Source organism: Pseudomonas sp. AN3A02 (assembly GCF_011765255.1).
Lineage (GTDB): Bacteria > Pseudomonadota > Gammaproteobacteria > Pseudomonadales > Pseudomonadaceae > Aquipseudomonas.
Window position 1 is genome coordinate 1 of the sequence record NZ_JAARNI010000006.1, and the last position, 26,115, is coordinate 26,115.

Genomic DNA, 26,115 nt, shown 5'->3' on the forward strand with positions numbered 1-26,115 from the left:
TTAGGGTTTATGGGCTTGTCGGGGCTTCACCGTTGCGCTGGCTTGCTTCTATCGTCGGTCATGGCCGATGCATTCCTTATCGGCGCTTTGGTGAAGGGGTGGGGCGAAGTCTCCCACGGTCTGTACTGGCTAGAGTCAGATGCTGGCTTTTAGTCCCACCACCCCTACAAGTCTAACCATACAAGCGGGCTTGCTCGCGAAAGCGGTGTGACAGTCGCCATCTACAGCGACTGATCCACCGCTTTCGCGAGCAAGCCCGCTCCCACATTTAGACCTCAGTGATATTCAAGATTTTAGTCAAACTGCCTTGTCGCCACTCCCCGCGATCCGCTTCAACGCCAACACCATCAACCCCGCCCCCAGCCCCATCGCTGCCAAAAACAACGGATACGAAATCCACCACGGCGTCCCCGCCGTCATCATGCTGAATTCCGACATCCCGCCCACACTCGCAATCAGGTTCAGCGGCAGGAACACCACGTTGATCAACGTCAGCTTGCGCAGCAGGTTGTTCATGCTGTTGTTCATCAGGTTGCCCCGGGCATCGATCAGCCCGGAGAACACGTTGGAGTAAATCTCTGCCTGCTTGTAGCACTGGTTGTTCTCGATGATCAGGTCATCGATCAGGCCCAGGGTCTCAGCGCTGAAATGCTCCTTTTCCCCATGGTTACGCAGGCGCGTCAGCACCGCGCCGTTGCTGTGCAAGGCGTTGATGTAATAGATCAGGCTTTCGCTGAGGTTGAACATCTGCATCAGGTGGCGGTTGCTCATCGATGCGTTGAACTGCTGCTGCAACTCCCGCGCGACCATCTTGATCACCTTGAGGTGGCCCAGGTAGTGGTGGATGTTGTTGAGCAGCAGGTCCAGCAACACATCCAGTGGCGTGCGTAACGGCCGGCGTGAGCCCAGCCCGGAGAGTTGGCTGTCGTCGGTGGCGATCACCAAGAGTTGGTCCCCGGAAAACAGCAGGCCGCAGGACGACACTTCAAACACCAGGTTGCCGCCGCCGGAATAGTTTTCCGGGCGCTTCCAGATCAGGAACAGGTTATCGGGGTGGAACTCGATGCGGGACACTTCGTCCGGGTCGAGCGCCGAGGCCAGGGCGTGCTCATCAAGCTTGTAGCAGTCGCGCAGGTACTTGCGCTCGTGGGGGTCCGGATTGCTGAACAGCAAGACATCCCCGCCGTCCCCCAGGCTGTTGTACAACTTGCCATCGGTTAATTCAAAGCGCTGGATCATCGCGCGTCACCACACCTGGCCTTGACGCTTCAACTCCAGGCGTCGTACGAATTCTTCCAGTACCAGGGAATACAAGTCGTCTTGCAGGTAGGCATCTTCGATACCGGCGTCCATGTTGGGGTTGTCGTTGACCTCGATCACCACCACCTTGTCGCCGGATTGCTTGAGGTCGACGCCGTACAGGCCGTCGCCGATCAGGTTGGCGGTTTTTACCGCCAGTTCCACCACGGCCTTGGGGGCTTCGTGAACCGCCAGGGTGCAGCACTCGCCATTGATATCCTGGCCGATGGCCTTGTGATTGTAGATCTGCCAATGGCCCTTGGACATGAAGTACTGGCAGGCAAAGATCGGTTTGCGGTTGAGGACGCCGATGCGCCAGTCGTACTCGGTGTAGAAAAATTCCTGGGCCAGCAGCAACACTGAATGCTCGAACAGTTCCGCGGTGGCGGTCAGCAGCGCTTGCTGGCTTTCGACCTTGATCACGCCACGGGAGAAACACCCGTCGGGGATCTTCAGCACCAGCGGGAAGCCAAGGCGCTCGCCCACCCGTTCAAAGTCTTCGGGTCGTTCCTTGTAGAGAATTTCGGTGGCGGGCATGCCCAACTGGTGGCTTTTCAGCAGGTCGGTGAGGTAGACCTTGTTGGTGCAGCGCAGGATCGACGCAGGGTCGTCCATCACCACCAGCCCTTCGCTCTCGGCCTTTTTGGCGAAGCGGTAGGTGTGGTTGTCGACGCTGGTGGTCTCGCGGATCAGCAAGGCGTCGTATTCGGCCAGGCGGGCGTAGTCCTTGCGTTCGATCAGTTCCACATCGATGCCCAGGCCCTTGCCGACGCGTACAAAGTTCTCGAGAGCGCGGGCGTTGGATGGCGGCAATTGTTCCTGCGGGTCATGCAGGATCGCCAGGTCGTAGCGGGCCAAACGTCGGGAGCGCGGTTGGCGCCAAATCTTGCGGCTGAAGTTGTCCAGCGCGTTGGCAAACTGATCTTCCTGGTCATCGCGCAACTTGTGCAATACGCCAGACTTGATGCCTTCGATGTGCCAGCCGTTATTCTTGCGAAACTCAACTAACAGGATTGGACAAGGGAACGCTTCAAACAACTGACGGGCCAAATCCTGCAAGGGTTCAATATTGGTTCGGCCAAAGTAAAGTGTCAGGGTGAAGCCTTCGGTGTTGCTGTAGAGATGGTGACTCAAGGCTTTGTCGAGGGTTTTATCCAGGTCATCCAGGGCCAGGCCATACAGTGATTTTTTGGTCAACTCGCTGATGGTGCGCACCGACGGAATCACCTTGTGGCCCCGCGCCTCGGCCAGCAGCGAGCAGTAGTAACCGTGCCCCAGGTACTTGTAGCTGCGGCACAGGTTGATCACCTGGACCCGCTTGCCCGTCTCGCTTTCCCGGGTTTGCTCAAGGTATTCCTGGGCGGTGACGATGTCTTCGCTGGGAAAGTACGACGCCCAGTCTTCCTTGCGCTCGACAATGATCACGACTTGACTTGCACTCTTGGGAGGGCTGGAAAAATAACCGTTGGAAGTTATTGTCGCCGCCACTGTTTGCTCGGATACTTCACGCCAATGACCTTGTACCGCTGACATATTGATTGATCCGCTTTAGAGAACTAGACCTTTTCTATTAAGCACGATCTTTTAGAGAAGTCCCGTTTCGTTACGCAACTTTTACGGCGGTCACATGGCTCTTTCCTTTCGCGTTGCAACACCCGATGACGTGCCTGCATTGGTGGCATTGGAACAGCACTGTTTCACCACGGACCGGCTCTCCACCCGCAGCTTCCAGTGGATGGTCAGCCGCGCCCACGGGCAACTGCTGGTGGCAGAAAAAGATGACGATTTGCTGGGCTACGCCTTGGTGCTGTTCCACCGGGGCACCTCCTTGGCGCGCCTGTATTCCATCGCCATCGCCGAGACCTCCCGGGGCCTGGGACTGGGCAAGCAACTGCTGACGCGCATCGAAGCCTGCGCCGTAGAACATGACTGCGCCTACCTGCGCCTGGAAGTGCGCACCGACAACCCCGGCGCCATCGCCCTGTACGAGCGCAACGGCTACCGGCGCTTTGCCCTGATCAACGACTACTACGAAGACCACGCCCCGGCACTGCGCCTGGAGAAACGCATCCTCCAGCACCAGGACGCGCGAGCCTTGAGCGTGCCCTATTACCAACAGACCACCGACTTCACCTGTGGCGCCGCCAGTTTGCTGATGGCCATGGGTGCCCTGGAACCTGCGCGTGTGGCCCAGCGCCGGGAAGAACTGCAAATCTGGCGCGAAGCAACCACCGTGTTCATGACCGCCGGCCATGGCGGTTGCAGCCCCCAAGGCCTGGCACTTGCCGCCTGGCGCCGGGGCTTTCGGGTACGCATGCAGGTCAACGTCAGCGGGCCGTTGTTTCTCGACGGAGTGCGTGATGCGCATAAAAAAGACGTCATGCGCTTGGTGCATGACGCCTTCGAGGAAGAGTTGGCCTTGAGTGACGTTGAGCGAGTACTCGGCGGCCCGCTGGATCTACCCCAGGTGCTGCGCGACGGCGGGCAGCCGCTGGTGTTGATCAGCAGCTACCGGCTGACCCGCTCCAAATCGCCCCATTGGGTGATCGTCACCGACTGCGACGAAGACTTCGTCTACCTGCATGACCCGGACGTCGACCACAGCCAGCACCGCCAACCCATGGACTGCCAGCACCTGCCGGTCAGCCACGGAGAGTTCGAGCGAATGTGCCGGTTCGGCAACAACAAATTGCGTGCGGCGGTGGTGGTGTTCAGGCGACTTGCTTGATCCCGGCCTTGGCTTCCAGCTCGCGCACCAGCGGCAACACGCGCTGGCCGAAGTACTCGACTTCTTCCTGGAAATGCAGGAAGCCCGCCAGCACCAGGTCCACGCCGACCGCTTTCAAGGCGACGATGCGCTCGGCGATCTGTTGCGGGGTGCCGATCAGGTTGGTCTTGAAGCCGTCGTTGTATTGCACCAGATCCTCAAAGGTCGACTTGGCCCAGTTGCCCTCGCCTTCCGGCGATGCCTTGCCCGCCTGCTTCGCCGCGTCGCCAAACGCATTGACGGCTTCCGGGTCGGCCTGCTCGATGATTTGCGCGAGCACGGCGCGGGCTTCTTCCTCGGTGTCGCGGGCGATCACAAACGCGTTGACCCCGACTTTCACCGAATGGTGGTTGGCAGCGGCCTTGGCACGAATATCGTCCACCTGGGCCTTGATGCCTTCCGGGGTGTTGCCGTTGGTGAAGTACCAGTCCGATACCCGCGCGGCCATGTCCCGCGCCGCTCGTGAACTGCCGCCCTGGAAGATTTCCGGATGCGGTTCGCCCAGTGGCTTGGGCTTGAGGCTGTAGTTGTCGAAGCGGTAGAAATCACCGCGGAAGGTGAAGTTGTCCTGGGTCCAGATGCCTTTCAGGGCGCGAATGAATTCCTCGGAGCGGCGATAACGCTCGTCGTGCTCCAGCCAGTGTTCGCCGATGGCCTGGAACTCACCCTTGAACCAGCCGCTGACGATATTCACGGCGACGCGGCCGTTGGTGAGTTGGTCGATGGTTGCCAGCTGCTTGGCCGCCAGCGCCGGTTGCCAAGGGCCGGGCAGGATTGCCGCGATTACCTTGAGCTTGGTGGTGGCCGCCAGCAACGCGTGGCTGAACGCGACGGACTCATGCTGGTATTCAGCGCCATAACCGGCGGTGAAGCGAATCTGCGTCAGGGCGTATTCGAAGCCGGCTTCTTCGGCCAACTGCGCCAGCTTACGGTTGTAGTCGATGCCCCAGTGGGTGCGCTGTTCGATCTTGCTGACCACCAGCCCCCCACTGACGTTGGGCACCCAGTAGGCAAATTTAACGGCTTGCTGACTCATCGGACTGTACCTCGCGGATTGGCATGTACAGCGTAGGGAGCAGCAACTGTGCCAGTGACCGTGAGAAGCCCGGCCCAAGTGGCCTGGCGCGCGGAAATGGGCGAAAAGCAACCTGCGGGAAGGTGTCATGGATTGCAGTGGTTTGTCGTTTTGCTGTTGCCGCAGCAACAGTTGAATCCGCCCCGCGCCCGCAAACACGGTCGTTGGCACCCGGCATGGACCGTGCAATAGCTCCATTGTCCAACTGCCCAGGAACCGTCCCCATGACCGAACACCACGTGATCAATCCACTGTCCACCGGCGTCGATTATCACGCCCTGGCCGAACGCTTCCGCCCGATTTTCCAGCGCATCGCCGAGGGTGCCGTAGAACGCGAACACACCCGCGCCCTGCCCTACGAGCCGATCCAATGGCTCAAGCAAGCCGGCTTTGGCGCTGTGCGCGTTCCGGTGGAATACGGCGGTGGCGGCGCTTCCCTGCCCCAGCTGTTTGAACTGCTGATCGAGCTCGCCGAAGCCGACTCCAACGTGCCCCAGGCCCTGCGTGGGCATTTCGCGTTTGCCGAAGACCGCCTGAACGCCGCACCTGGCGCAGCGCGGGACATCTGGTTCAAACGCTTTGTCGACGGTGACATCGTCGGCTGCGCCTGGACCGAAATCGGCAGCGTGGCCATCGGCGATGTCGTCACTCAAGTCAGCCCCGACGGCGATAAATGGAAACTCAACGGTGAGAAGTTCTACAGCACCGGCAGCCTGTTTTCCGACTGGATCGATGTCTACGCCCAACGCAGCGACACCGGCGGCGACGTGATTGCCGCCACCCGCACCCGCCAGCCCGGCGTGGTGCAAAGCGATGACTGGGACGGCTTTGGCCAACGCACCACCGGCAGCGGTACCTCGCGTTTTACCGATGCGGTGGTGGAGGCAGAAAACGTCATCGACTTTGCTACCCGCTTTAAATACCAGACTGCGTTCTACCAGTTGGTACTGCTCGCCACCCTGGCCGGTATCGGCCGCGCGGCCCTCAAGGATGTGGCGCATCAGGTGCGCAGCCGCAAGCGGATCTACAGCCACGGCAATGCAGCCCATGTGAGCCAGGACTCGCAGATACAGCAGGTGGTGGGCGAAGTCGCAGCACTGGTGTATGCGGCCGAAGCCAGCGCGCTGAAGGCCGCGGTTCCGGCGCAGCGGGCTTATGTGGCGCGGTTTGGTGGGGACGATGCCGTCGAGCGCGAAGCCAACGTGGCGGCCGAGATTGAGTCAGCCACGGCGCAGGTGGTGGTCTCGGAACTGATCCAGCGCGCCACCACTGAACTGTTCAACGCGCTGGGGGCTTCGGATGTGCGCCAGGGCAAAGCCCTCGATCGGCATTGGCGCAACGCACGGACGGTGTCGTCCCACAACCCGGTGATCTACAAGGCGCGGATTGTCGGCGACTGGGTGATCAATGGCACCGAGCCGCCGTTTGTATGGCAGATCGGCAATGGGCCAGCGCGTTAAAGCGCCAGCTTGAAGCCAATCATCACCAGCATGAACGCCAGGCAAGGACGCAATATCCCGTCCGGGACCTTGCCGGCCATGTGGCTGCCGACATAAATCCCCGGCAGCGAGCCCAGCAACAGGAAGCCCAGCAGGGTCCAGTCCATGTTGCCCATGCTCGCGTGGCCGAGGCCTGCGACCAGGGTCAGCGGCACGGCGTGGGCGATTTCAGTGCCCACCAGGCGCTTGGTAGCCAGGAACGGGTACAGGATAAACAGCGCCACGGTGCCCAGGGCGCCGGCGCCGATGGAGGTCAGGGCAACCATGGTGCCGAGGATCGCGCCGGTAACGATGGTCAGCGCATTGAGGTTGCGCGGCGCCATCTTGTAGTCGTCGCCGGCATGCCGCTGGGCGAAGGCCAACAGCTTGTTCTTGAACAGGATCGCCGTGGCCGTCAGCAGCAACACCACGCCCAGGGATTGCTTGATGACCGCGTTCAAGGCCGCCGGATCAGTGTCCAGGCTCTTGAGGAACCACAAGGTCAGCAATACCGCAGGTACGCTGCCCAGGGTCAACCAGCCGGTGATGGTCCAGTCGATGTTGCGATTCTTGCTGTGGACCAGCACACCACCCGACTTGGTGATGGCGGCATACAACAGGTCGGTGCCCACGGCGGTGGCCGGGTTGATGCCGAACCAGAGCAGGATCGGCGTCATCAACGAACCACCGCCGACACCGGTCATACCCACGATAAATCCAACAATCAGGCCAGCAATCGAGAAACCAAAATTACCTACATCCATTACAACTACCTGCGGCCTTATAAAATTCTGGCCGCAGCATAGCGATTTTTCTTATAACCACTTATATCAAAACGTTCTGACTTTATGCCTTTCTGGCCAGTCGCTGGCTGCGGTAGGCCTGGGTCTGATACGGGAAGGCGACCGTCTCACGACCGCGCAACGCCGGATGCGTATTGATCAGCGCCTGCAACTGCTCGGTGACCCGTGCTTTTTCCGCCGGCGGTAGCGCTGCAATAAAGCTCACGGAGAGGAAGCGATCCATGATCACTTCCTGGGGGCTGCCCACATGGCTGTAGGGGAAGCAGGTCATTTCGGGGGCGGAGAAATATTCACCGGTGAACGCCTCACGCCATCGCCCGGTGTGAAAACGCGGGGTGTCACCCTCGTAGGGCGTGATGATCTCGGTGATCGCCGCAACCCAGTCCACCGACTCATCCCGCACATTCCAGATCAACCCAAGGCGGCCGTCCGGCTTGAGCACCCGGTGAATTTCCGCCAGGGCCGCTTCCGTGGAGAACCAGTGGAATGCCTGGGCGCACACCAGCGCATCGGCGGTGGCCGCTTCAAGGGGGATGGCTTCGGCGGTGCCCGACAGCAGGCGCACATCCGGCAGCAGTTTCTTCAACTGCGCGCCCATCGCCTCCACCGGCTCGACCGCAATCAACGTTGGCGCCACGGTGCTGAGCAAGCGGGTGAACTTGCCAGTGCCGGCCCCCAGGTCGATGACCGTGGACTGGGGATTGATTTGCAGGGCATCGGTCAGCCAACCCGTGAGTTGCCGTGGATAGTCAGGCCGGCCTTGGGCGTACGTGACGGCCTGAGTAGAGAAACCCTGTTGAGCAGACGTGTGAACACCGGTCATTGCCAATCTCTCCTCTGGTAGTGCGGGGGGCCACAGTGTGCGCCCTTGGCGATTTATTTTCTAATCGCTGCATCCGTTTTCGCGTGTCGTGGGTAGTACAGGTAGCAGCGCCTTGCTGCCCCTACGGAGAGACACCGATGAACGCCAAAGCCCTGTTCTGTGTGACCTGCCTGCTTGCCGCTGCACCGACCGCCTTTGCCCAGACCGGTTTACCCGACAGCATCAAAGTGCCGGACGGTCACAAGGTGGCAATGGAAACCACCGGGGTCGGCGAAATCACTTACGAGTGCCGCGACAAGGCCAACGCTGCCGGCCAGACCGAATGGTTTTTCGTCGGGCCCAAGGCCGTGCTCAATGACCGCAATGGCCAGCAGGTCGGCAGCTACTTCGGCCCGCCGGCCACCTGGCAGGCCAAGGACGGTTCGAAAGTCACCGGCACCCAGTTGGCGGTGGCGCCGTCCAGCCCCGGCAACCTGCCCTATCAACTGGTCAAGGCCAACCCCGCCGAAGGCAAGGGCGCGATGAGTGGCGTCGCCTACATTCAGCGGGTCGCCCTCAAGGGTGGCGTGGCTCCGAGCACCGAATGCACCGCGGCCAACAAGGGCAAGCAGGCAGTGGTGAAGTACCAGGCTGACTACATCTTCTGGGCGGCCAATTAACCAAACTCGTCTACGCTGCTGCGAAAGCGCCCCGGGCTTACCGCCGGGGCATCCACCAGGAAGCCCTGTCTTTGCCTGAAGCCGATTTTGATTATGAAGCCTGCCTGCTGGCCTGCGCCGGTGGCGAACAACCGGCCTTGCGCCGACTGTACCAACAGGAAAGCAGCCGGCTGCTGGGAGTCGCATTGCGCATCGTGCGCGACAAGACGGTCGCCGAAGACATCGTGCATGACGCCTTTATCAAGATCTGGAAGGGCGCCGCCAGCTTTGACCCGCACAAGGGCTCGGCCCGCGGCTGGGTGTACAGCGTGACCCGGCACCTGGCGCTGAATGCCGTGCGCAGCAATGGACGCGAAGTGCCCCTCAGCGAAGAGCATGAAAGCGCAGAGCACACCGACACCTTCGACTATCAGGCGCGCTCGGGGCGGATCTACAGTTGCCTCGAACAACTCGACCCGGCCCGCCGCAACTGCATCCTGCATGCGTATGTAGACGGTTATTCCCACAGCGAAATCGCGCACAAACTCGGCACCCCATTGGGCACCGTGAAAGCGTGGATCAAACGCAGCCTCGCGGCATTGCGTGAGTGCATGGCATGAACAGCATCGATGAACTGGCCAGCGAATATGTGCTCGGCACCTTGCCCGCCGAGCAGCGTGCCGAGGTGGAACAACGCCTGGCAACCGACACCGCGTTGCGCGCAGCGGTGCAGGCCTGGGAGCAGCGCCTGCTGCCATTGACGGAGCAGGCCGCGCCCGCAACGCCGTCGGTGTACTTATGGCGACGCATCGAGCGCAGCCTGGGGCATTCAGCCACTCACGATTCGCCCGTCTGGTGGTGGAACCGGCTGGCCCTGTGGCGCGGGCTGGCCGGTGCCGGCATCGCGGCAAGCCTGGTGTTGGCGACGCTGCTACTGACCCGCACGGCTGCCATCAACCCGACCGCTTATGTGGTGGTGCTGGTAGCCCCGCAAAACCAGGCGCCGGGCTGGGTGATCCAGGCGAGTAACACTCAGGAAATCCAGCTGATTCCACTGGGCGTCATGGAAGTGCCGGCGGGCAAGACCTTGCAGTTCTGGACCAAGGGCGAAGACTGGCAAGGCCCCGTGTCGCTGGGCTTGGTCAAGCCCGGGCAGACGTTGTCGGTGCCGCTGGACAAACTCCCGCCACTGGCGCCGAACCAGCTGTTTGAGCTGACCCTGGAAAATCCGGGCGGATCGAAAACCGGCAAGCCGACAGGTCCGATTCAGGCAATTGGCCGGGCCGTTAAAGTAATCTGAACGTAATGCAATGTTGTGGAAGGCCAGTTCGCGCAGTTGCATTACATCTCGGGGCTATGGCGTCACCATTGCGCTATAGAATCGGGCTCGAAAACCCGGCTCCCTGGACCCTTCATGCCCTCAAAAACCCGTTCGCTGCTGACTCTTGCCCTTGTCGTCATCTTTACCGGCATCGGCGCCGGCCTGGGCGGCATGCTCCTCGCCTTGCTGTTGCACGGCATTCAGCACCTGGCCTACGGCTACAGCCTCGACAGCCTGATCAGCCATGAAACCTTTTTGCTCGGCGTCACCGCCGCCGCCCCCGAACGCCGGGTGTTGGTGCTGATCACCTGCGGCCTGATAGCCGGCGTGGGTTGGTGGTTGATCTACCGTTATGGCCGCCCCTTGGTGAGCATCAAGCAAGCGGTCTCGGCCGACGCGCCGATCATGCCGCCCAAGACCACCCTCGCCCACGCCGTGCTGCAAATCGTCACTGTGGCCCTCGGCTCGCCCTTGGGCCGTGAAGTGGCGCCACGGGAAGTCGGCGCACTGGCCGCCACCTGGTTATCACAGCGGGCGCGGCTGGCGCCGGACATGCATCGGTTGATTGTTGCCTGCGGCGCGGGTGCCGGATTGGCGGCGGTGTACAACGTGCCGCTGGGGGGCGCGGTGTTTGTGCTCGAAGTGTTGGTGGGCGTGTTCAGTTGGCCGGCGGCGGTGATCGCGTTGGTCACCTCGGCCATCGGCGCGTCAGTGGCCTGGATCGGCCTGGGGGCTGAGGCGCAATACGTGGTGCCGCACTTTGTGCTCAGCCCGGGTCTGATCGCTTGGGCATTGATCTGCGGCCCGGTGTTTGGCCTCGCCGCCTACGGATTCACCCGCCTGACCGGCGCAGCCCGCAGCAACGCCGCCCGGGGCTGGCGGCTGCCGGTGCTGTCGCTGATCAACTTCACCATCATTGGCGGCCTGGCGATTTTCCTGCCGCAAATCCTCGGCAACGGCAAGGGCCCGGCGCAGTTGGGCTTCGACAACGAGCTGACCATCGCCCTGGCCGCCGTGCTGCTGGTGGTCAAGGTGCTGATCACCGCCAGCAGCCTGCGCGCCGGTGCCGAAGGTGGCCTGTTGACCCCGGCGCTGGCCAACGGCGCGTTGCTCGCGATCATCCTCGGTGGCGCCTGGAACCTGCTGTGGCCCGGCGTGCCCCTGGGGGCGTTCGCGATCATCGGTGCGGCGGCGTTCCTGGCATCGAGCATGAGCATGCCGTTGACGGCGATTGTACTGGTGGCGGAATTCACCCGCATCGACCATGACTTCCTGGTGCCGATCATCCTCGCGGTGGCGGGTTCGATGTGCATGAGCAAGCTGTGCGTCATGTGGGAAAAGCGTTGAAGAAGCTGGATTAAAACCCCGACACGCGCCATCCTCCGCGCTTTAAGCCGCCCCATCAGCGGCGTTCTACGCACAAAGGATATGCCCATGCACGACCAACCCCTCGCCCCCGCCGATTTCGAGTTCATCGACGAAACCCTGCTCAAGTACGGCGACGACCATTCGGTGCTGAACCTGGCCGAGCTTGACGGCTACTTCACCGCACTGGTTTCAAGCCCTGCCCAAGTGGACGTTGCCGAATGGTTCCCGGGGATCTTTGGTGGGCAGAACCCGGATTGGGAAAGCCCGGAAGAAGCCGGGCAGTTCCTTGAACTGTGCGTGCGGCATATGAACGCCATCGCCACGCAACTGGCGACCGATGCCCAAGGCTTTAAAGCGCGTTTCGAAGAAACCGAGCATCAGGACCAGCCACTGACCCTGGCGGAAGAATGGTGCTTTGGCTATATCCGTGGCGCCGCCATTGGCAACTGGCCAGAGCTGCCCGCCGAACAGGCCGGGCAACTGGAGAAGATTTCCTGGTGCGCCGAGCAGGACAACTTCGAACTGCCGGCAGACCTGGATGTTGATGCCCATCAGCAACGAGTAGCCGCTATCGAACCGGCCGCCCGCGCGTTGCACGACTACTGGTTGGCCCAACGCTGATTGATCTTGTGCTGAACGCAACACCTGTGGCGAGGGAGCTTGCTCCCGCTGGGGTGCGAAGCGCCCCTGATTTTTTGGGGCTGCTCCGCAGCCCAGCGGGAGCAAGCTCCCTCGCCACATTATGTTGTTCCTCCAGGTTCAGTTGCCGCTAGTTGAAATCGACGTCAAACGCCTGATAGAACGCATTGCCGGTATTGGCCACGATCCACATCAACACCAGCACATGCCGGCCCTTCTTGCCCTTGGGCAATGTCACTTGATGTTCAACCTTGGCCTTCAATTCTGCCGAGTGCTGGTAATACGGCACCTGGGTGTAGAAGTCCTCAAAGAAAGGCTTGGCCTCCAGTTGAGCGCGGCTGATGCGCTGCTTGGGGTCCCAACCGTCCTTGGTGATCAACCAGCGATAGCCTCGGGTTACGTGCGCGGCGGTGTAAGCCCACTGCACCTTGAACACCTGGCCGGCTTCAACATTCAGTAACGGCCAGTTAAACGGGGTGTTGAGCTTTTTACCCATTTCTTCGTCGGTGAAGTTGACGCAGTCGCGGGCGTCGGTTTTGCCGCCGCTGAGGATGTGCCCGTCAGCGGGTGGCGTGACACTTTGATCGTCGGTTTCGTAAGGTGCCGGAAACGGGCCTGCGTTGAGGGCCGGGAAGTTCTTGCCGCCTTCCATTTCGTTGACTTGCCAGCCTTCCAGCAGCCCGCGTTCTACCGCTACCGCGCCACGGCTGGCCGGGGTCACGACGCGACCATGCTTGAGTTGAGTCTGGGGTTTGTTCATTTCAGTCACTCCTTGATTGAAGACCTCCCGTCATGGGAAGCGCCTTGAACTTAGCCCACCCCGCCGGGTTGTCTACCCGACGGTTCTGTCAGACAAATCGCGTCATGTCCTTGTTTTGCGGAGTTTTCGTACTGGTCTTGCACCGCAGGTGTCGTCGGTCCTACCCTGCATCAGGCGATCGGACTACAGCTGCCGTCCGTTAACACCTGGCCTCAAGTGTTGAGGATCATCTCAAACCCGCCATAGATCATCCGCTGCCCATCAAACGGCATCGGATTGACGTCCGCCTTCAGGCGCGGGTCTTCCATCACCTTACTCATCCCGGCATCACGCACCTGGCGTGACGGCCACACGATCCAGGAAAACACCACGGTCTCATCGTCCTTGAGCTTGACCGCCATCGGGAACGAGGTCACCTGCCCTTGGGGCACATCATCGCCCCAGCATTCAACGATATTCAGCGCGCCATGCTCCTTGAACACCACGGCGGCGGCCTTGGCATGCTGGATGAATTGTTCGCGTTTTGCGGTGGGCACCGCGATCACACAGCCATCTACGTAAGACATGATCACTCTCCTGATTCGACGGGTTGTTGTGCTTGTAGTCGATCCATCAGGCGCTTAATCGACATCAACATGGGAAATGTCGACCAGTGGTGGTTTAACCAGTGCGATGCCGGGCTAAGGCGCTCCACGCACCAACGGCATGTTCGCAACAATAAACTCGATAAACACCCGCAGCTTGGGCGGCACCTGTCGCCCCGACGGCCACAGCAGGTTGAATTGGCCACCCTCCCAGGTGTAATCCCCGAGCACCTCCACCAGACGCCCGTCTGCCAACGCGTCGCGCACCACGAAGTCCGCTGCATAAGTCAGGCCCTGGCCTTGCACGGCGAGCTCCATGCGCCCTTCCACCGAATTGCAGATCATCGAGCGCGGCAGCTCAAGTTCAAGCGCGCGCTCGTCACGGCGCATCTGCCAGGCCTGGAGTTTGCCGGAGGCAGGAAAGCGGAAATGGATGCAGCGATGTGCGTGCAGGTCTTCCGGGCAACGCGGCGTTCCGTTCCGAGCCAGATAATCCGGGGAGCCAACGACCAACATTCGATAAGTGCCCAGTGGGCGTGCCGACAACCCCGAATCCTTCGGCGCCCCGCTGCGGATCACTGCATCGAAACCTTCGGCGATCACGTCCGCCAAGCGATCGTTGAAATCCAGGTCCAGCTGGATCTGCGGGTACAACGCCTGGAACTCACCGAACATCCCCAGGAACGGCCGGGCAATCATCGGCAGGCCAACCCGCAGCGGTCCCTGGGGCGCGGTAAGGGTTTGCGACAGTTCTTCACCCGCCACTTCCAGTTCCGCGAGTACCCGCCGGCAGCGCTCGACAAACTGCGTGCCCTGGGCCGTGAGGGTGATGCTGCGGGTGCTGCGATGGAACAGCCGCACACCAAACTTTGCCTCCAGCCGGGCAATGCTCTTGCTCACCGCCGACGCCGAGATGCCCAGCGCCCTGCCCGCGCCGACAAAGCTGCGGGCTTCCGCCGCCGCAACAAATACGCCGATGGCATTCAGGCTTTCCATACGCTTACCCATTAAGGACTCTGGAGTCCATTCTAAACAGAACTGAAGCCTGTTTTTCCGCTAATTGTTCAAGCCTATGGTGGTGGCTCGTTCCCCAGCCACAGGCTTTTACCCATGAAGATTTTCCTTACCGGTGCCAATGGTTTCGTCGGCGGCAGCGTCGCCCATCACTTGATTGCCCAAGGGCACAGCGTGCGCGGCCTGCTGCGGGACCCGCAGAAAGCCGAACGCCTGCAAGCCAAGGGCATCACTCCAGTGATCGGCAGCCTGGATGACCGCCAATTACTGATCGACGAAGCTCGACAGGCCGATGCCGTTTTCGATGCCGCCAACAGCGACCACGCCGGCGCCGTCGACGCGTTTATCGAGGCGCTGCGGGGTTCCGGCAAATTGCTGATCCACACCAGCGGCTCCAGCATCATCGGCGATGACGCGCTGGGTAATACCTTGTCCGAACACATCTTCGACGAAGACACGCCCTTCATCATCGAGCCCCCCAAGCAGGCCCGCTACGACATCGACCTGCGCATGATGGCCGCCGCCAACCTGGGCATTCGCAGCGTGGTGATCTGCCCGAGCAATATCTATGGCGTGGGCCATGGCCTGACCGATCACAGCTTCCAGCTGCCATTCCTGATGGCCCGCGCCCGGGAAACCGGAGTGATGCGTATCGTTGGGCGCGGGGTCAATCGCTGGTCCAACGTGCACATTGATGACGTTGCGCAACTGTTCCTGTTGGCCGTGGAAAAAGCCCCGGCCGGCGCGTTTTATTTTCTGGAGAACGGTGAAGCGTCGTTTATCGATATGGCCGCCGCACTGGCCGAGCGCATGAACCTCGGCGCGGTGCAGTCATGGCCGGCCGAAGAAGCCGAGCGACATTGGGACCCGATTCACGTGCATTACACCTTCGGCACCAATAGCCGGGTCAAGGCCAAGCGTGCGCGTGCCGAGCTGGGTTGGGCGCCGCGTCATAGCTCGATCCTCGACTGGATCAGCAGCGAGATGCCGCTATGAGCCGGGTCTGGATGATTACCGGCAGCGCTGGCGGCCTGGGTGCCGGCATCGCCCGCGCGGCGCTGGACCACGGCGACCAGGTGGTGGCCACCGACCTTGACCTGGCCCGCCTGGATCAAACCTACAGCGGCGACCAAGTGATGACCGCCGCCCTGGACATCCGCGATGAGCAACAGGCCCAAACGGTGGTGGCCGCAGCCATCGCACGATTCGGACGCATCGATGTGCTGGTCAATAACGCCGGCTACGGACAGTTCGGGCCTTTCGAGGAAGTCGAACCCGAGGCCATCGAGCGCCAGTTCGCCACCAACGTGTTCGGCACCTTCAACGTCACCCGCGCGGTGCTGCCGGTGATGCGCCGCCAGCGCAGCGGCCACCTGGTGATGATGTCGTCCAATGGCGGCTTCAAGGGCGTGCGAGGGGCCTCGATGTATTCGGCGTCGAAGTTTGCGATTGAAGGGTTTTCCGAGGCCCTGGCCGAGGAAGTCGCCGAGTTCGGCATCCGCCTGACGCTGTTGGAGCCCGGGGCGTTTCGTACTGACTTTCTCGACAGCCGAATGCTCAAGCTCGGCACACGGGCACTTGAGGATTACGCCGAATTTCGTGCGCGCACGCTGGCGGTCTTCGAGGCTCGTAATCACCGGCAAATCGGTGACCCGGACCGGCTAGGCCTGGCGGTTGTGCAATTGGCGGCCCTGGCAGCGCCGCCCTTGCGCTTCGTCGCTGGCAGCGATGCAGTCAGCGTTGTCGAGGCAAAACTGGGCCAGGTCCACGCCGATCTTGAACGCTGGCGCTCGCTGTCCCTCTCCACCGATTTTCCTCAGAAAAGGCTCCTGTCATGACCGACCTAATTAGCCGCGTGGAACACCTGGAAATCCGCTTCGCCCTCGAGCGCCTGATCAGTGAGTACGCCCACGCCTTCGACTCCCGCGACGAAACGCTGCTGCGCAGCATCTGGCACGACGACGCACGGCTGGACCTCGGTGCCGCGTTCGGCTGCCATGACGGCGTCGCAGCGATCATTGCTTCAGCCCACCTCAATTGGGCAGCCATGCCGCATATGCACCACTGGATGGCTAACCCGCTGATCGACATCAGCGGCGATACCGCCGGCGCGAGGGTTGCGGTGGATTGCCTGTGCGCCCATAACGAGATGGGGCAGGTGCAAATCAGCGGTCTTTATCACGACCGTTTCGAACGCCGGCAAGGGCGTTGGGCGTTCAGCGAGCGGCGCTTTGAGCTGCATTTCCTGACGCCACTCGCCGGCTGGAAGCCGGTGGCAGGGCTGGAGGCGTAGATCCACCCTCGACAACGGTAGCGTGTTTGGCCGATTATTCGTGTCCGCCAAACGCCACCCGCCTTGAAGCAGGAGCCTTGTACCTTGAGTTCGCAGAAAACCGTGACCGTTACACCGCCCAACTTTCCATTGAACGGCAAGGTAGCGCCCCCCGGCTCCAAATCCATTACCAACCGTGCCTTGCTGCTGGCGGCCCTGGCCAAGGGCACCAGCCGCTTGAGCGGCGCGTTGAAAAGCGATGACACCCGCCACATGTCGGTGGCCCTGCGGCAGATGGGCGTGGTGATCGATGAACCGGACGACACCACATTCGTCGTCACCAGCCTGGGCAAGCTGCAGTTGCCGGCGCAACCACTGTTCCTCGGCAACGCCGGCACGGCGATGCGCTTCCTCACTGCCGCCGTGGCCACCGTACAAGGCACCGTGGTGCTGGACGGCGACGCCTACATGCAAAAACGCCCGATCGGCCCGCTGCTGGCGACCCTCGGCCAGAATGGCATCCAGGTCGACAGCCCTACCGGTTGCCCACCCGTGACCGTCCATGGCACTGGCCGCGTGCAAGCCAAACGTTTCGAGATCGACGGCGGCCTGTCGAGCCAGTACGTGTCGGCGCTGTTGATGCTGGCGGCGTGCGGCGAAGCGCCGATTGAAGTGGCGTTGACCGGCAAGGACATTGGCGCCCGTGGCTATGTCGACCTGACCCTGGACTGCATGCGCGCCTTTGGTGCCCAGGTAGACATCGTTGATGAAAGCACCTGGCGCGTGGCCCCGACCGGCTACACCGCCCACGACTACCTGATCGAGCCTGATGCTTCCGCCGCCACCTATTTGTGGGCTGCCGAAGTATTGACCGGTGGCCGCATCGACCTCGGTGTCGCCCCGCAGGACTTCACCCAGCCCGATGCCAAGGCCCAGGCAGTGATCGCGCAGTTCCCGCAGATGCAGCCGGTGGTCATCGGCTCGCAGATGCAGGACGCAATCCCGACCCTCGCCGTACTGGCCGCGTTCAACAACACGCCGGTACGTTTCACGGAACTGGCCAACCTGCGGGTCAAGGAATGTGATCGGGTGCAGGCACTGCATGACGGCCTGAATGAAATCCGTCCGGGGCTGGCGACCATTGAAGGTGATGACTTGCTGGTGGCCAGCGATCCGGCCCTGGCGGGCACTACGTGCAACGCGCTGATCGACACCCACGCCGACCACCGCATCGCGATGTGCTTTGCCTTGGCGGGCCTGAAGGTTTCAGGCATCAGGATTCAAGACCCGGACTGCGTCGGCAAGACCTATCCTGAGTACTGGAAAGAGCTGGAAAGCCTTGGGGTCCATCTGACCTGGTAAGCCGCCGGCGCCGGTAACGGGAGGGAGACTGCATGACGATTCGCCAACCCTGCCCACCCGGCGCCTGCGACTGCAATCGTGAGCAACTGCTCGACCTTCCCGGCGCCGATGCACGCATCCTGAACCTGACCCGCCAGGAAGAAAAACGCCTGCTCGAACGCCTCGAAAACCTGCAAAGCCTGCCCGACCTGGAACGCATGCAACAGCTGATGTACCTGCAATTGGGCATTCGCGTGCATGTCGCGCCGGGTCATACGGAAGTGAAGACGATGCGCGGGATTCAGATCGTTATCGATGACTTGCCGGGGTTGTGTCGCAAGACCCGGCAGTCGATTCCGGCGGCAATTCGCAAGGGCATGGAGAAACGGCCGGAGATTGCGTATCGGTTGCTGGATGCTCATGACTTGTTTCGCGAGGGTTGAGTCAGTTCCCTCTGCCCCCCGCAAACGACCACTCATCCGCCGCGGTCGTCGTAATCACCACCATCACATCCTCAGGGCTCAGCCCAATCGCGACCTCCAGCCGCTCCACCAACACCTGGTAAAACCGCCGTTTGGTCTCGGTATCACGAGGCTTTCCGCCAGTGATCGCGATCAGTACATAGTCATGGCCGCGCGGGCCGCCCAGGTAGTTGGGGTCGATGATCATCTCGCCCATTTCGTGCTGGTGGATCACGTGGAAGCGATCCGCGTCAGGAATCTTGAAGCTTTCAACCAGGGCATCATGCAATCCCTGTGAAAGCGCTTGCAGATACTCAGGTGATTTCCCGCGGTGCAGTGAGATTCGGGCGTAAGGCATGGTGGTTACTCCGCAGGATGGATGGCTGCCAACAGGTTCAGCGCCGACGCCGCAGTGGGCCAGCCGGAGTAAAACGCCAGGTGAGTGATGACTTCACCCAGTTCCTCTACGCTCAAGCCATTGCCAACCGCCCGCTGCAAGTGAAACGGTAGTTGCTCCAGGCGGTACATCGCCACCAGCGCCGCCACGGTGATCAGGCTGCGCTCCCTGGGCGACAGGCCCTCGCGCTCCCAGATATCGGCGAACAGCACGTCGCGGGTCAGCTCGGTAAATTTGTTGCTCATGGACGCTCGCTCCGACAATTCAGTTGACGGGCAAAAACTAGCAAGCCAGGATCATTCCGAATATCAGATTTAATGGCATCCACCATCCCGTTTTAATGGACCATTCAATGCGCCGCCCCATCTTCGACCTTGATGTACTGCGCACCTTCGTCACCGGCGTCGAGCTGAACAGTTTTGCCAAAGCGGCGGACCGCCTGGGCCGTTCGACCTCAGCCGTCAGCGCGCAATTAAAGAAACTCGAAGAACAGGTCGGCACGCCGGTGCTGAGCAAATCCGGGCGCGGGCTGGTGTTGACGCCGGTGGGTGAAGCGCTGCTCGGCCACGCCAGGCGGTTGCTGGACCTCAATGACACTGTCTTCAGCAGCCTTAACGAAACCCAAACCGCCGGCACCTTGCGCCTCGGCTTGCAGGAGGATTTTGGCGAGCATGTGCTCAGTGACATCTTGCGGCGCTTCGCCAGGCTGTATCCGATGATCAGCCTTGAAGTGCGGATTGGCCGCAATGCCGAGTTGCTGACCCTGATCAACAGCGCGAGCCTGGACCTGGCGCTGACCTGGGAAACCGGTCAAACATCGTCCTGCCGCACCCGCCTGGGGCAAACACCCATGCATTGGATCGGGCCCCGGGACAAACCCCAACTACCGCGTGCCGAAGATGCGCCGCTGCCCCTGGTGATGTTCGAGGCGCCCTGCGTATTGCGCAGCGCGGCCACTGAAGCCCTGGACCGCGCCGGCATTGCCTGGCGTATTGCATTGACCAGCCCCAGCGTGGGTGGGATCTGGGCGGCGGTCGATGCCGGGTTGGGCGTGACCTTGCGCACCCGCATCGGTTTGCCCGCGCACCTGCGGGTGCTCGACGGCCTGCCGCCGGTGCCGTCCCTTGGCTATGAATTGCATTGCAGCCATCCAGCGCCAGGCCCTGCGGTAGCACAGCTGGCAGCGCTCATACAGAGCAGCCTGGTTTAGGCGGTTTCGCAGGGTTCCAGGGTGACGAACAGTTGTCGCCCCAACTTCGCCACCGTTTCCAAGTGCTGTTCGGCAGCGCCGCTTTCCGAGTCCAGTAGCAGCTCGGATGTCAGCACTTTCGCTCCGCAGTAATCAAAGATCCCGTGGTCGATTTGCGTACGCATGGCGTTGGCATAGCCGTGGCGTTCAAACACACCTTCGTCCGCCCCGCCGACGCCCAGCAAGTGAACCTGCAAATGGCCGAGCTTTTTCACCACCTTCGTCTCAAGGCTGTAGTCGATCGCCCAACCGTTGACGAATACCCTGTCGATCCAGCCCTTGAGCAAGGCCGGCATCGACCACCAGAAGATCGGGAACACCAGCACCAAGGCGTCGGCGCGGTCGAGTCGGGCCTGTTCGGCCATTACGTCGGCCGGCGGCGTGGCGCGGGTGCGGTGCACTTTATGGTCGGCGGCGCTGTAGCGCGGGTCAAAACCTTCGGCGGCGAGGTCGGCAATTTCAAAGGTGTGGCCGGCGGCGGTTATGCCGGCGGCGGCCTGTTTGGCAAGGCTGTGGGTCAGGGAGTGTGAGTCGTGATGAGCAACAACGATCAGCGCGTGCATGGCAGTGACTCCTTCGGGGTAGCGATGAGAAGGCAAATTGAGTAGGCTTGAGCTAAGTTACCGTTGGTAAGTTACTTTTGGTATATAAGCATGTCAAGCGATCAATCCCCTGCCCCTCGCCGTCGCCTGTCCCGGGATGACCGGTTGCGTCAGTTGCTCGACGTGGCCTGGCAACTGGTGCGAGAAGAAGGCACCGATGCCCTGACCCTGGGGCATCTGGCTGAGTTGGCCGGCGTTACAAAGCCGGTGGTGTATGACCATTTCGGCGATCGCGCGGGGCTGTTGGCCGCGCTGTATGAAGATTTCGACGCCCGTCAGAACCAGGTGTTTGCCGCCGCGATCGAGGCCAGCGAACCCACCCTGGACGACCGCGCCTGGGTGATCGCCTCGTGCTATGTCGACTGTGTGTTGCTGCAGGGACGTGAAATTCCGGGGGTGATCGCGGCGTTGGCCGGCAGCCCGGAACTGGAGAGCATCAAGCGTGAGTACGACGTGATTTTCCTCGGCAAGTGCCGCGATGCCCTCGCCCCCTTTGCCGTGGACGGCGCGATAACCCAGGCCGGTTTGAGGGGAATGTTGGGCGCGGCGGAAGCCTTGTCCCATGCCGCAGCGAGCGAGGAAATCAGCGCGCTGGAGGCACAGGAGGAACTGTTTGCGAGCATCAAGTCGATGGTGAGTCGAGGCGTACGTTAACCCAGCCTTGCGTGCACAAACATCCGGGCCTTGTGGGTCATCTGGTCGAAGTGACGATCACGCTGTTTTTCGGCATCGACCATCGCCCGCTTGCCGTGCTTTTGCAGCAGGTAGGTGTGGATCTGCCGCACCTCCAGCGAGCTGTAGATCGACGCCACATCCAGCAAACCCATCAGACCGTCAGTGCTGTAGTCGCGGGTGTTCATCAGCACCTGTGTACCGCGCACGCCGCGCAGTTGAAAGCCCATGGACTCGAACGCCGGCACCTTCTCCACCGCGCAGGTCAGTTCGGCATGGGGGTAGCGAGCGAGCATGTCCTGCATCATCGCCCGCGCCACGCCTTTACGCCGATGGCTGGCGTGCACCGCCATATAGGCAACGCCGCAGGCTTCTGGATCATCCTTCACCGGCAGGTACAGCAGGAAGCCGATCACCTGCTCCTGCGCGTCCAGCGCGACGATCAATTCAACCGCAATGCCCTTGGAGCCACCCAGCGCTTCGAGGTACAGGTGCACTTCGTAGCCGATCGCGTACTGGTAGACGTTGTACAGCAGGTTGCTCGGCGGGATGGCGACCATGCTGATGTCCGTCAGGTAGTCGACCACCATCTGCAGGATCTGCGCGTTGATAGGCTCGGGGCATGGGGTTTCATAATGGGTAAGGCTGAACATTTGAATTCCTGGTGTTTCATTTTAAGGCCCGGCGGATTGTACCTGCTCAAGGGCCGCCGTGGACCCGGAAGCACCCATTGTGGCGAGGGAGCTTGCTCCCGCTGGGCTGCGTAGCAGCCCCATTAAGCGCACCGCGTTCTTTCAGCGGGAAACAGGATGCAGGTTTTGGGGCCGCTTCGCAGCCCAGCGGGAGCAAGCTCCCTCGCCACAGGGGGGTTGGTGCTTTCCAAAGCGATGGGCCAGGTCGCCGCCCTGTCACGTCTTTGCGCACGTTTCAGGTGACCTCGCCACGGCCACTCCCGCCGACGCGGGAAGTGGGATGCAAGCCACGTTCGGCGTGGCATTGGCACTGATTGGTGTAAGCCTTTTCCTGGGCCTACACGGCCGGTTCCGCGTAACAGCTGTCTTGACAAGGTAAAATCGTAACGACTATTGTCTGACAACCTGATTACCAAGGTTTTCCCATGCTTGAGCTCCAGCGCCCTGATTCGCTCGTTATGCGTGTTGTCAGCGCCATTCGTGCAGAAATCGATTCCGGCCAACTGGCGCCCGAAGCGCGCCTGCCCACCGAACAGCAACTGGCAGAACAACTCAACGTCAGCCGTTCGGTGGTGCGTGAAGCGATCGCCCAGCTCAAGGCCGACGGCGTACTGACTGCGCGGCGTGGCCTGGGCTCATTTATTTCCCAGACCCCGGCCGGCACCGTGTTCCGTTTCCCGGAAAAAAACGGCCGCCGTCCGGACCTGGCGCAGATGTTCGAAGTACGCCTGTGGATCGAAACCCAGGCCGCCTCGATTGCCGCCCAGCGCCGTGATGCCGCTGACCTGCACCGCATGAAAACCGCCCTGCAGGAAATGCACGACAAGCGCGCCGACTTCGAAGCCGCCGCCCTGGCCGACGTGGAATTCCACCGCGCCATCGCCGAGGCCAGCAAGAACGACTATTTCGTGGCCTTCCATGACTTCCTCCGCAGCCAGCTGGCCAGTGCGCGCAAGACCGCCTGGGAAAACTCTGCCACCCGTTTTGTCAGTGGTTCAGCCGACGCCACCCAGGAACACACCGCGCTGTACCAGGCCATCGTCGACGGTGACGCCCAAGGCGCCGCTGCCTGTGCCGAAGCCCATTTGCGCGCGGCAGCACGGCGTTTGCACCTGGAATTGCCCGCCATCAATTAAACGATCCAGACCCGTTTGAAGCGTGCCTTCGGGCGCGCCGGTTTTTTAACAAAATCATTAGTCTGACAACCTGATAAGCAGACTGAAATGCGTAGGTACCTAAAACAATGATTTATGACTTTTGCATCATCGGCGGCGGCATCGTCGGTTTGGCCACCGCGATGGAGTTGCTCAAGCGCCAGCCGAACGCTTCCCTGGTAATCCTGGAAAAGGAAAGCCTACTGGCCAAGCACCAGACCGGCCATAACAGCGGCGTGATCCATGCCGGCATCTACTACGCGCCGGGCAGCCTCAAAGCCGATTTGTGTAAACGCGGCGCCGAAGCCACCAAGCAGTTCTGCACCGAGCACGGGATCAAGTTTGAGGTGTGCGGCAAGTTGCTGGTGGCCTCGACCCCGCTGGAAGTGCAGCGGATGGAAGCGCTGTACGCCCGCTCGCAGCTCAACGGCATGAAAGTCGAACGCCTGGACGCCGACCAGTTGCGCCAGCGCGAACCGAACATCGTCGGGCTGGGCGGGTTGTTTCTCGACGCCACCGGCATCGTCGACTACCGCGAAGTCTGCGAAACCATGGCCCGGGTCATCCGCCGTGCCGGTGGAGAAATCTGCCTGGAACGCACGGTGACCTCGATCGTTGAAGACACCGACAAAGTCACCGTCAACACCCGTGGCGAAAGCTGGCAGGCCAAGCACCTGGTGGTCTGCGCCGGCTTGCAATCGGACCGTTTGGCGAAGATGGCCGGGGTCAAGATCGACCACCAGATCATCCCGTTTCGCGGCGAGTACTTCCGCCTGCCGGAATCGAAAAACAACATCGTCAACCACCTGATCTACCCGATCCCTGATCCGGAGTTGCCGTTCCTCGGCGTGCACCTGACCCGCATGATCGACGGCAGCGTCACCGTCGGCCCGAATGCCGTACTCGGCCTGGGCCGTGAAAACTACCGCAAGTTCTCGGTGAACTGGCGCGATGTGGCGCAGTACGCGAGCTTCCCGGGCTTCTGGAAAACCCTCTGGCAGAACCTCGGTTCCGGCAGCGTCGAGATGAAGAACTCGCTGTTCAAATCCGGCTACCTGGAGCAATGCCGCAAGTACTGTCCGTCGCTGAACATCGAAGACCTGTTGCCTTACGAAGCCGGCATCCGCGCCCAGGCCGTGATGCGCGACGGCACCCTGGTGCACGACTTCCTGTTCGCCCAGACCCCCCGAATGCTCCACGTGTGCAATGCGCCCTCACCCGCTGCCACCTCCGCAATTCCCATCGGCGCGATGATCGCCGACCGCATGTTCAAGCCCGACTGACACCCGCAACACGCCTCACTTTGACAATAAATATAATGACCAGGAAGGAACTCCAGAATGACGGCAACCGCCCACACCCCGGACGTTGAAACGCCCGAGCAAACCAAGAAACGCCTGCGCAAAGTCGCGGCCGCGACGATCTTCGGCTCGATGCTGGAGTGGTATGACTTTTACCTGTACGCCACCATGGCGGCGATTGTGTTTTCGAAGATCTTCTTCGATAACAGCGACCCGAAAGCCGCCACGCTGATGGCGTTTTCCACCTTTGCCATCGGCTTTATCGCCCGCCCGTTCGGCGGCATTCTATTTGGCTACCTGGGCGACAAGTTCGGACGTAAACAAGTGCTGGTGCTGACCTTCTGCATGATGGGCGTGTGCACCACGCTGATCGGCCTGATCCCCAGCTACGCCTCCATCGGCATCTGGGCGCCGATCGTGCTGGTGTTTATCCGCATCATCCAGGGCCTGGGCGCCGGTGCCGAATTGTCCGGCGCGGCGGTTACGTCCTACGAGCACGCCTCGGAAGGCAAGCGCGGCAGCCAGGGTGCGTGGCCGGCGCTGGGCTTGAACCTGGGCTTGCTGCTGTCGTCCCTGACCGTGTACCTGCTGACCATCAACGGCAACGAGTTCCTGCTGGCCGGCGGCTGGCGGATTCCGTTCATTTGCAGCATCGCGCTGGTGGGTGTGGGCCTGTGGGTGCGCAACAGCATCCCGGAAACCCCGGAGTTCAAAGAGCTGAGCAAGGAAACCGCGAAGGCCAAGGCCTCGCCGCTCAAGGCGCTGTTCAAGAACGACCTCAAGGGTTTGGCCGTGGTGTTCTTCGTGGCGATTGGCTACAACGCCCTGAGCTACATCTTCAAGACGTTTTCCCTGGCGTACCTGACCCAGTTCAAGGGCGTTGATGTGCACGTCACGTCGCTGTCGGTGACCATCGCCAGCCTGATCGCCATCGTCGCCGTGCCGTGCTTCGGCTGGTTGTGCGACAAGTGGAGCAGCAAGACCGTGCTGATGCTCGGTGGCGTGTTCTCGCTGTTGTTTGCCTACCCGTTCCTCGCGCTGCTCAACACCGGTGAAAGCCTGATGATCTACGTTGCAATCGGCGTAGGCACCGGCATCCTCGCACCGATGATGTTCGCGCCGCAGGGTTCGTTCCTGAGCCGACAGTTTCCGACTCAGACCCGCTCTTCAGGCTTTGGCACCGGGCGTGAAATCGGCACCGCGATCGCGGGTGGCCTCGCGCCATTAGGCGCCTTGTCGATGGTCGCGGCATCGGCCACCCACTCCACTGATGGCGTTGTGATAATTCTCGCCATCTCGTCACTGCTGGTGGTGGTGTTTGCCTTGTGCGATCAGGGCCGTAAACACTCGGCATTCAAGAACTGAGGTAAAAAGTTCGGACCAACGGGTGCATGGATGCCCCTTC

General features: G+C 61.4%; 29 protein-coding genes. 17 read left to right on the plus strand and 12 right to left on the minus strand.

What is annotated here, in order from left to right; all coding sequences use genetic code 11:
- Positions 1-297: 297 nt before the first annotated feature.
- Together HBJ59_RS21425 and HBJ59_RS21430 are read right to left on the minus strand one after the other, a co-directional pair.
- Positions 298-1,239, minus strand: a complete 942-nt coding sequence (locus tag HBJ59_RS21425) for a magnesium transporter CorA family protein (RefSeq protein ID WP_167664674.1) — start codon at positions 1,237-1,239, stop codon at positions 298-300.
- Positions 1,240-1,245: 6 nt separating this feature from the next.
- Positions 1,246-2,832, minus strand: a complete 1,587-nt coding sequence (locus HBJ59_RS21430) for a RimK family protein (RefSeq protein WP_218585931.1) — start codon at positions 2,830-2,832, stop codon at positions 1,246-1,248.
- Positions 2,833-2,926: 94 nt separating this feature from the next.
- Here HBJ59_RS21430 and HBJ59_RS21435 point away from each other — a divergent pair, with 94 nt between their 5' ends.
- A complete protein-coding gene (locus HBJ59_RS21435) occupies positions 2,927-4,027 on the plus strand; it encodes a GNAT family N-acetyltransferase/peptidase C39 family protein (protein ID WP_167664676.1) in 1,101 nt (366 codons plus the stop codon).
- Here HBJ59_RS21435 and sfnG read toward each other — a convergent pair.
- Positions 4,011-5,102, minus strand: a complete 1,092-nt coding sequence (sfnG, locus tag HBJ59_RS21440) for a dimethylsulfone monooxygenase SfnG (RefSeq protein WP_017475582.1) — start codon at positions 5,100-5,102, stop codon at positions 4,011-4,013. The two genes, HBJ59_RS21435 and sfnG, sit on opposite strands and share 17 nt — an antisense overlap.
- A 263-nt stretch (positions 5,103-5,365) precedes the next feature.
- On the opposite strand from sfnG, the gene HBJ59_RS21445 reads away from it, so the two are divergent.
- On the plus strand, positions 5,366-6,601 hold the full coding sequence (locus HBJ59_RS21445) for an acyl-CoA dehydrogenase family protein (RefSeq protein ID WP_167664677.1): 1,236 nt from the start codon (positions 5,366-5,368) through the stop codon (positions 6,599-6,601).
- Here HBJ59_RS21445 and HBJ59_RS21450 read toward each other — a convergent pair.
- Together HBJ59_RS21450 and HBJ59_RS21455 are read right to left on the minus strand one after the other, a co-directional pair.
- On the minus strand, positions 6,598-7,383 hold the full coding sequence (locus HBJ59_RS21450) for a sulfite exporter TauE/SafE family protein (protein WP_076013626.1): 786 nt from the start codon (positions 7,381-7,383) through the stop codon (positions 6,598-6,600). The two genes, HBJ59_RS21445 and HBJ59_RS21450, sit on opposite strands and share 4 nt — an antisense overlap.
- Before the next feature lie 82 nt (positions 7,384-7,465).
- On the minus strand, positions 7,466-8,245 hold the full coding sequence (locus HBJ59_RS21455; protein WP_167664678.1) for a class I SAM-dependent methyltransferase: 780 nt from the start codon (positions 8,243-8,245) through the stop codon (positions 7,466-7,468).
- 137 nt (positions 8,246-8,382) lie between these two features.
- Between HBJ59_RS21455 and HBJ59_RS21460 the strand changes: the two genes are divergently transcribed.
- The 5 genes from HBJ59_RS21460 to HBJ59_RS21480 all read left to right on the plus strand — a co-directional run bounded on the left by HBJ59_RS21460 (position 8,383) and on the right by HBJ59_RS21480 (position 12,193).
- Entirely contained in the window at positions 8,383-8,904 is a 522-nt protein-coding gene (locus HBJ59_RS21460) for a DUF3455 domain-containing protein (protein WP_076013628.1), read from the plus strand.
- 71 nt (positions 8,905-8,975) lie between these two features.
- Positions 8,976-9,503 (plus strand): sigma-70 family RNA polymerase sigma factor, encoded by a 528-nt coding sequence (locus HBJ59_RS21465; protein WP_076013629.1) that lies wholly within the window; start codon positions 8,976-8,978, stop codon positions 9,501-9,503.
- Positions 9,500-10,183: an anti-sigma factor domain-containing protein gene (locus HBJ59_RS21470; protein ID WP_167664679.1), complete on the plus strand. Its 684-nt coding sequence runs from the start codon at positions 9,500-9,502 to the stop codon at positions 10,181-10,183. The genes HBJ59_RS21465 and HBJ59_RS21470 overlap by 4 nt, the downstream gene beginning before the upstream one ends.
- A 114-nt stretch (positions 10,184-10,297) precedes the next feature.
- Positions 10,298-11,551, plus strand: a complete 1,254-nt coding sequence (locus HBJ59_RS21475; protein WP_167664680.1) for a chloride channel protein — start codon at positions 10,298-10,300, stop codon at positions 11,549-11,551.
- Positions 11,552-11,638: 87 nt separating this feature from the next.
- Positions 11,639-12,193: a UPF0149 family protein gene (locus HBJ59_RS21480; RefSeq protein ID WP_167664681.1), complete on the plus strand. Its 555-nt coding sequence runs from the start codon at positions 11,639-11,641 to the stop codon at positions 12,191-12,193.
- A 148-nt stretch (positions 12,194-12,341) separates the two neighbouring features.
- On the opposite strand, the gene HBJ59_RS21485 is transcribed toward HBJ59_RS21480, so the two are convergent.
- The 3 genes from HBJ59_RS21485 to HBJ59_RS21495 all read right to left on the minus strand — a co-directional run bounded on the left by HBJ59_RS21485 (position 12,342) and on the right by HBJ59_RS21495 (position 14,551).
- Positions 12,342-12,971, minus strand: a complete 630-nt coding sequence (locus tag HBJ59_RS21485) for a lytic polysaccharide monooxygenase auxiliary activity family 9 protein (RefSeq protein WP_167664682.1) — start codon at positions 12,969-12,971, stop codon at positions 12,342-12,344.
- A gap of 212 nt (positions 12,972-13,183) precedes the next feature.
- On the minus strand, positions 13,184-13,537 hold the full coding sequence (locus HBJ59_RS21490; protein WP_167664683.1) for a DUF1428 domain-containing protein: 354 nt from the start codon (positions 13,535-13,537) through the stop codon (positions 13,184-13,186).
- A gap of 114 nt (positions 13,538-13,651) precedes the next feature.
- The gene (locus HBJ59_RS21495) at positions 13,652-14,551 is read right to left on the minus strand and encodes a LysR family transcriptional regulator (RefSeq protein ID WP_076013635.1); all 900 of its coding nucleotides are present in this window, start codon (positions 14,549-14,551) and stop codon (positions 13,652-13,654) included.
- Positions 14,552-14,665: 114 nt separating this feature from the next.
- On the opposite strand from HBJ59_RS21495, the gene HBJ59_RS21500 reads away from it, so the two are divergent.
- From HBJ59_RS21500 to HBJ59_RS21520, 5 genes are all read left to right on the plus strand, one after another.
- Positions 14,666-15,565, plus strand: coding sequence for an NAD-dependent epimerase/dehydratase family protein (locus tag HBJ59_RS21500; protein ID WP_167664684.1), 900 nt, complete (start codon positions 14,666-14,668; stop codon positions 15,563-15,565).
- Complete coding sequence (locus HBJ59_RS21505) at positions 15,562-16,407, plus strand: SDR family NAD(P)-dependent oxidoreductase (RefSeq protein ID WP_167664685.1); 846 nt, start codon at positions 15,562-15,564, stop codon at positions 16,405-16,407. Before HBJ59_RS21500 ends, HBJ59_RS21505 begins: the two co-directional genes overlap by 4 nt.
- Entirely contained in the window at positions 16,404-16,862 is a 459-nt protein-coding gene (locus HBJ59_RS21510) for a nuclear transport factor 2 family protein (RefSeq protein ID WP_167664686.1), read from the plus strand. Before HBJ59_RS21505 ends, HBJ59_RS21510 begins: the two co-directional genes overlap by 4 nt.
- An 84-nt stretch (positions 16,863-16,946) precedes the next feature.
- The gene (aroA, locus tag HBJ59_RS21515) at positions 16,947-18,203 is read left to right on the plus strand and encodes a 3-phosphoshikimate 1-carboxyvinyltransferase (protein WP_167664687.1); all 1,257 of its coding nucleotides are present in this window, start codon (positions 16,947-16,949) and stop codon (positions 18,201-18,203) included.
- 32 nt (positions 18,204-18,235) lie between these two features.
- Entirely contained in the window at positions 18,236-18,625 is a 390-nt protein-coding gene (locus tag HBJ59_RS21520) for a hypothetical protein (RefSeq protein ID WP_167664688.1), read from the plus strand.
- Between the two features lies 1 nt (position 18,626).
- On the opposite strand, the gene HBJ59_RS21525 is transcribed toward HBJ59_RS21520, so the two are convergent.
- Both HBJ59_RS21525 and HBJ59_RS21530 read right to left on the minus strand, forming a co-directional pair.
- Complete coding sequence (locus HBJ59_RS21525) at positions 18,627-19,001, minus strand: tautomerase family protein (RefSeq protein ID WP_167664689.1); 375 nt, start codon at positions 18,999-19,001, stop codon at positions 18,627-18,629.
- Positions 19,002-19,006: 5 nt separating this feature from the next.
- Complete coding sequence (locus tag HBJ59_RS21530; protein WP_008436391.1) at positions 19,007-19,285, minus strand: carboxymuconolactone decarboxylase family protein; 279 nt, start codon at positions 19,283-19,285, stop codon at positions 19,007-19,009.
- A gap of 107 nt (positions 19,286-19,392) precedes the next feature.
- On the opposite strand from HBJ59_RS21530, the gene HBJ59_RS21535 reads away from it, so the two are divergent.
- Positions 19,393-20,250 (plus strand): LysR substrate-binding domain-containing protein, encoded by an 858-nt coding sequence (locus HBJ59_RS21535; RefSeq protein WP_167664690.1) that lies wholly within the window; start codon positions 19,393-19,395, stop codon positions 20,248-20,250.
- Here HBJ59_RS21535 and HBJ59_RS21540 read toward each other — a convergent pair.
- Positions 20,247-20,852, minus strand: coding sequence for an NAD(P)H-dependent oxidoreductase (locus HBJ59_RS21540; RefSeq protein WP_076013642.1), 606 nt, complete (start codon positions 20,850-20,852; stop codon positions 20,247-20,249). The genes HBJ59_RS21535 and HBJ59_RS21540 overlap by 4 nt on opposite strands.
- A 90-nt stretch (positions 20,853-20,942) precedes the next feature.
- Here HBJ59_RS21540 and HBJ59_RS21545 point away from each other — a divergent pair, with 90 nt between their 5' ends.
- Positions 20,943-21,545, plus strand: a complete 603-nt coding sequence (locus HBJ59_RS21545) for a TetR/AcrR family transcriptional regulator (protein ID WP_167664691.1) — start codon at positions 20,943-20,945, stop codon at positions 21,543-21,545.
- On the opposite strand, the gene HBJ59_RS21550 is transcribed toward HBJ59_RS21545, so the two are convergent.
- Complete coding sequence (locus HBJ59_RS21550; RefSeq protein ID WP_003215223.1) at positions 21,542-22,216, minus strand: GNAT family N-acetyltransferase; 675 nt, start codon at positions 22,214-22,216, stop codon at positions 21,542-21,544. The two genes, HBJ59_RS21545 and HBJ59_RS21550, sit on opposite strands and share 4 nt — an antisense overlap.
- Before the next feature lie 464 nt (positions 22,217-22,680).
- Here HBJ59_RS21550 and HBJ59_RS21555 point away from each other — a divergent pair, with 464 nt between their 5' ends.
- The 3 genes from HBJ59_RS21555 (at position 22,681) to HBJ59_RS21565 (ending at position 26,075) form a co-directional block, all read left to right on the plus strand.
- Positions 22,681-23,391, plus strand: coding sequence for a FadR/GntR family transcriptional regulator (locus HBJ59_RS21555; protein ID WP_063029761.1), 711 nt, complete (start codon positions 22,681-22,683; stop codon positions 23,389-23,391).
- Positions 23,392-23,498: 107 nt separating this feature from the next.
- On the plus strand, positions 23,499-24,692 hold the full coding sequence (gene lhgO, locus HBJ59_RS21560; protein ID WP_167664692.1) for an L-2-hydroxyglutarate oxidase: 1,194 nt from the start codon (positions 23,499-23,501) through the stop codon (positions 24,690-24,692).
- Between the two features lie 57 nt (positions 24,693-24,749).
- A complete protein-coding gene (locus HBJ59_RS21565; protein ID WP_076013646.1) occupies positions 24,750-26,075 on the plus strand; it encodes an MFS transporter in 1,326 nt (441 codons plus the stop codon).
- Positions 26,076-26,115: the final 40 nt, after the last annotated feature.

Coding starts and splice junctions, on each gene's coding strand:
- lhgO (WP_167664692.1), top strand. CDS start 23,499: ATGATTTATGACTTTTGCATCATCGGCGGCGGCATCGTCGGTTTGGCC.
- HBJ59_RS21470 (WP_167664679.1), top strand. CDS start 9,500: ATGAACAGCATCGATGAACTGGCCAGCGAATATGTGCTCGGCACCTTG.
- HBJ59_RS21520 (WP_167664688.1), top strand. CDS start 18,236: ATGACGATTCGCCAACCCTGCCCACCCGGCGCCTGCGACTGCAATCGT.
- HBJ59_RS21435 (WP_167664676.1), top strand. CDS start 2,927: ATGGCTCTTTCCTTTCGCGTTGCAACACCCGATGACGTGCCTGCATTG.
- HBJ59_RS21545 (WP_167664691.1), top strand. CDS start 20,943: ATGTCAAGCGATCAATCCCCTGCCCCTCGCCGTCGCCTGTCCCGGGAT.
- HBJ59_RS21455 (WP_167664678.1), bottom strand. CDS start 8,245: ATGACCGGTGTTCACACGTCTGCTCAACAGGGTTTCTCTACTCAGGCC.
- HBJ59_RS21430 (WP_218585931.1), bottom strand. CDS start 2,832: ATGTCAGCGGTACAAGGTCATTGGCGTGAAGTATCCGAGCAAACAGTG.
- HBJ59_RS21530 (WP_008436391.1), bottom strand. CDS start 19,285: ATGAGCAACAAATTTACCGAGCTGACCCGCGACGTGCTGTTCGCCGAT.
- HBJ59_RS21550 (WP_003215223.1), bottom strand. CDS start 22,216: ATGTTCAGCCTTACCCATTATGAAACCCCATGCCCCGAGCCTATCAAC.
- sfnG (WP_017475582.1), bottom strand. CDS start 5,102: ATGAGTCAGCAAGCCGTTAAATTTGCCTACTGGGTGCCCAACGTCAGT.
- HBJ59_RS21445 (WP_167664677.1), top strand. CDS start 5,366: ATGACCGAACACCACGTGATCAATCCACTGTCCACCGGCGTCGATTAT.
- HBJ59_RS21495 (WP_076013635.1), bottom strand. CDS start 14,551: ATGGAAAGCCTGAATGCCATCGGCGTATTTGTTGCGGCGGCGGAAGCC.
- HBJ59_RS21510 (WP_167664686.1), top strand. CDS start 16,404: ATGACCGACCTAATTAGCCGCGTGGAACACCTGGAAATCCGCTTCGCC.
- HBJ59_RS21460 (WP_076013628.1), top strand. CDS start 8,383: ATGAACGCCAAAGCCCTGTTCTGTGTGACCTGCCTGCTTGCCGCTGCA.
- HBJ59_RS21555 (WP_063029761.1), top strand. CDS start 22,681: ATGCTTGAGCTCCAGCGCCCTGATTCGCTCGTTATGCGTGTTGTCAGC.
- HBJ59_RS21525 (WP_167664689.1), bottom strand. CDS start 19,001: ATGCCTTACGCCCGAATCTCACTGCACCGCGGGAAATCACCTGAGTAT.
- HBJ59_RS21485 (WP_167664682.1), bottom strand. CDS start 12,971: ATGAACAAACCCCAGACTCAACTCAAGCATGGTCGCGTCGTGACCCCG.
- HBJ59_RS21480 (WP_167664681.1), top strand. CDS start 11,639: ATGCACGACCAACCCCTCGCCCCCGCCGATTTCGAGTTCATCGACGAA.
- HBJ59_RS21540 (WP_076013642.1), bottom strand. CDS start 20,852: ATGCACGCGCTGATCGTTGTTGCTCATCACGACTCACACTCCCTGACC.
- HBJ59_RS21505 (WP_167664685.1), top strand. CDS start 15,562: ATGAGCCGGGTCTGGATGATTACCGGCAGCGCTGGCGGCCTGGGTGCC.
- HBJ59_RS21475 (WP_167664680.1), top strand. CDS start 10,298: ATGCCCTCAAAAACCCGTTCGCTGCTGACTCTTGCCCTTGTCGTCATC.
- HBJ59_RS21450 (WP_076013626.1), bottom strand. CDS start 7,383: ATGGATGTAGGTAATTTTGGTTTCTCGATTGCTGGCCTGATTGTTGGA.
- HBJ59_RS21500 (WP_167664684.1), top strand. CDS start 14,666: ATGAAGATTTTCCTTACCGGTGCCAATGGTTTCGTCGGCGGCAGCGTC.
- HBJ59_RS21490 (WP_167664683.1), bottom strand. CDS start 13,537: ATGTCTTACGTAGATGGCTGTGTGATCGCGGTGCCCACCGCAAAACGC.
- HBJ59_RS21535 (WP_167664690.1), top strand. CDS start 19,393: ATGCGCCGCCCCATCTTCGACCTTGATGTACTGCGCACCTTCGTCACC.
- HBJ59_RS21425 (WP_167664674.1), bottom strand. CDS start 1,239: ATGATCCAGCGCTTTGAATTAACCGATGGCAAGTTGTACAACAGCCTG.
- HBJ59_RS21565 (WP_076013646.1), top strand. CDS start 24,750: ATGACGGCAACCGCCCACACCCCGGACGTTGAAACGCCCGAGCAAACC.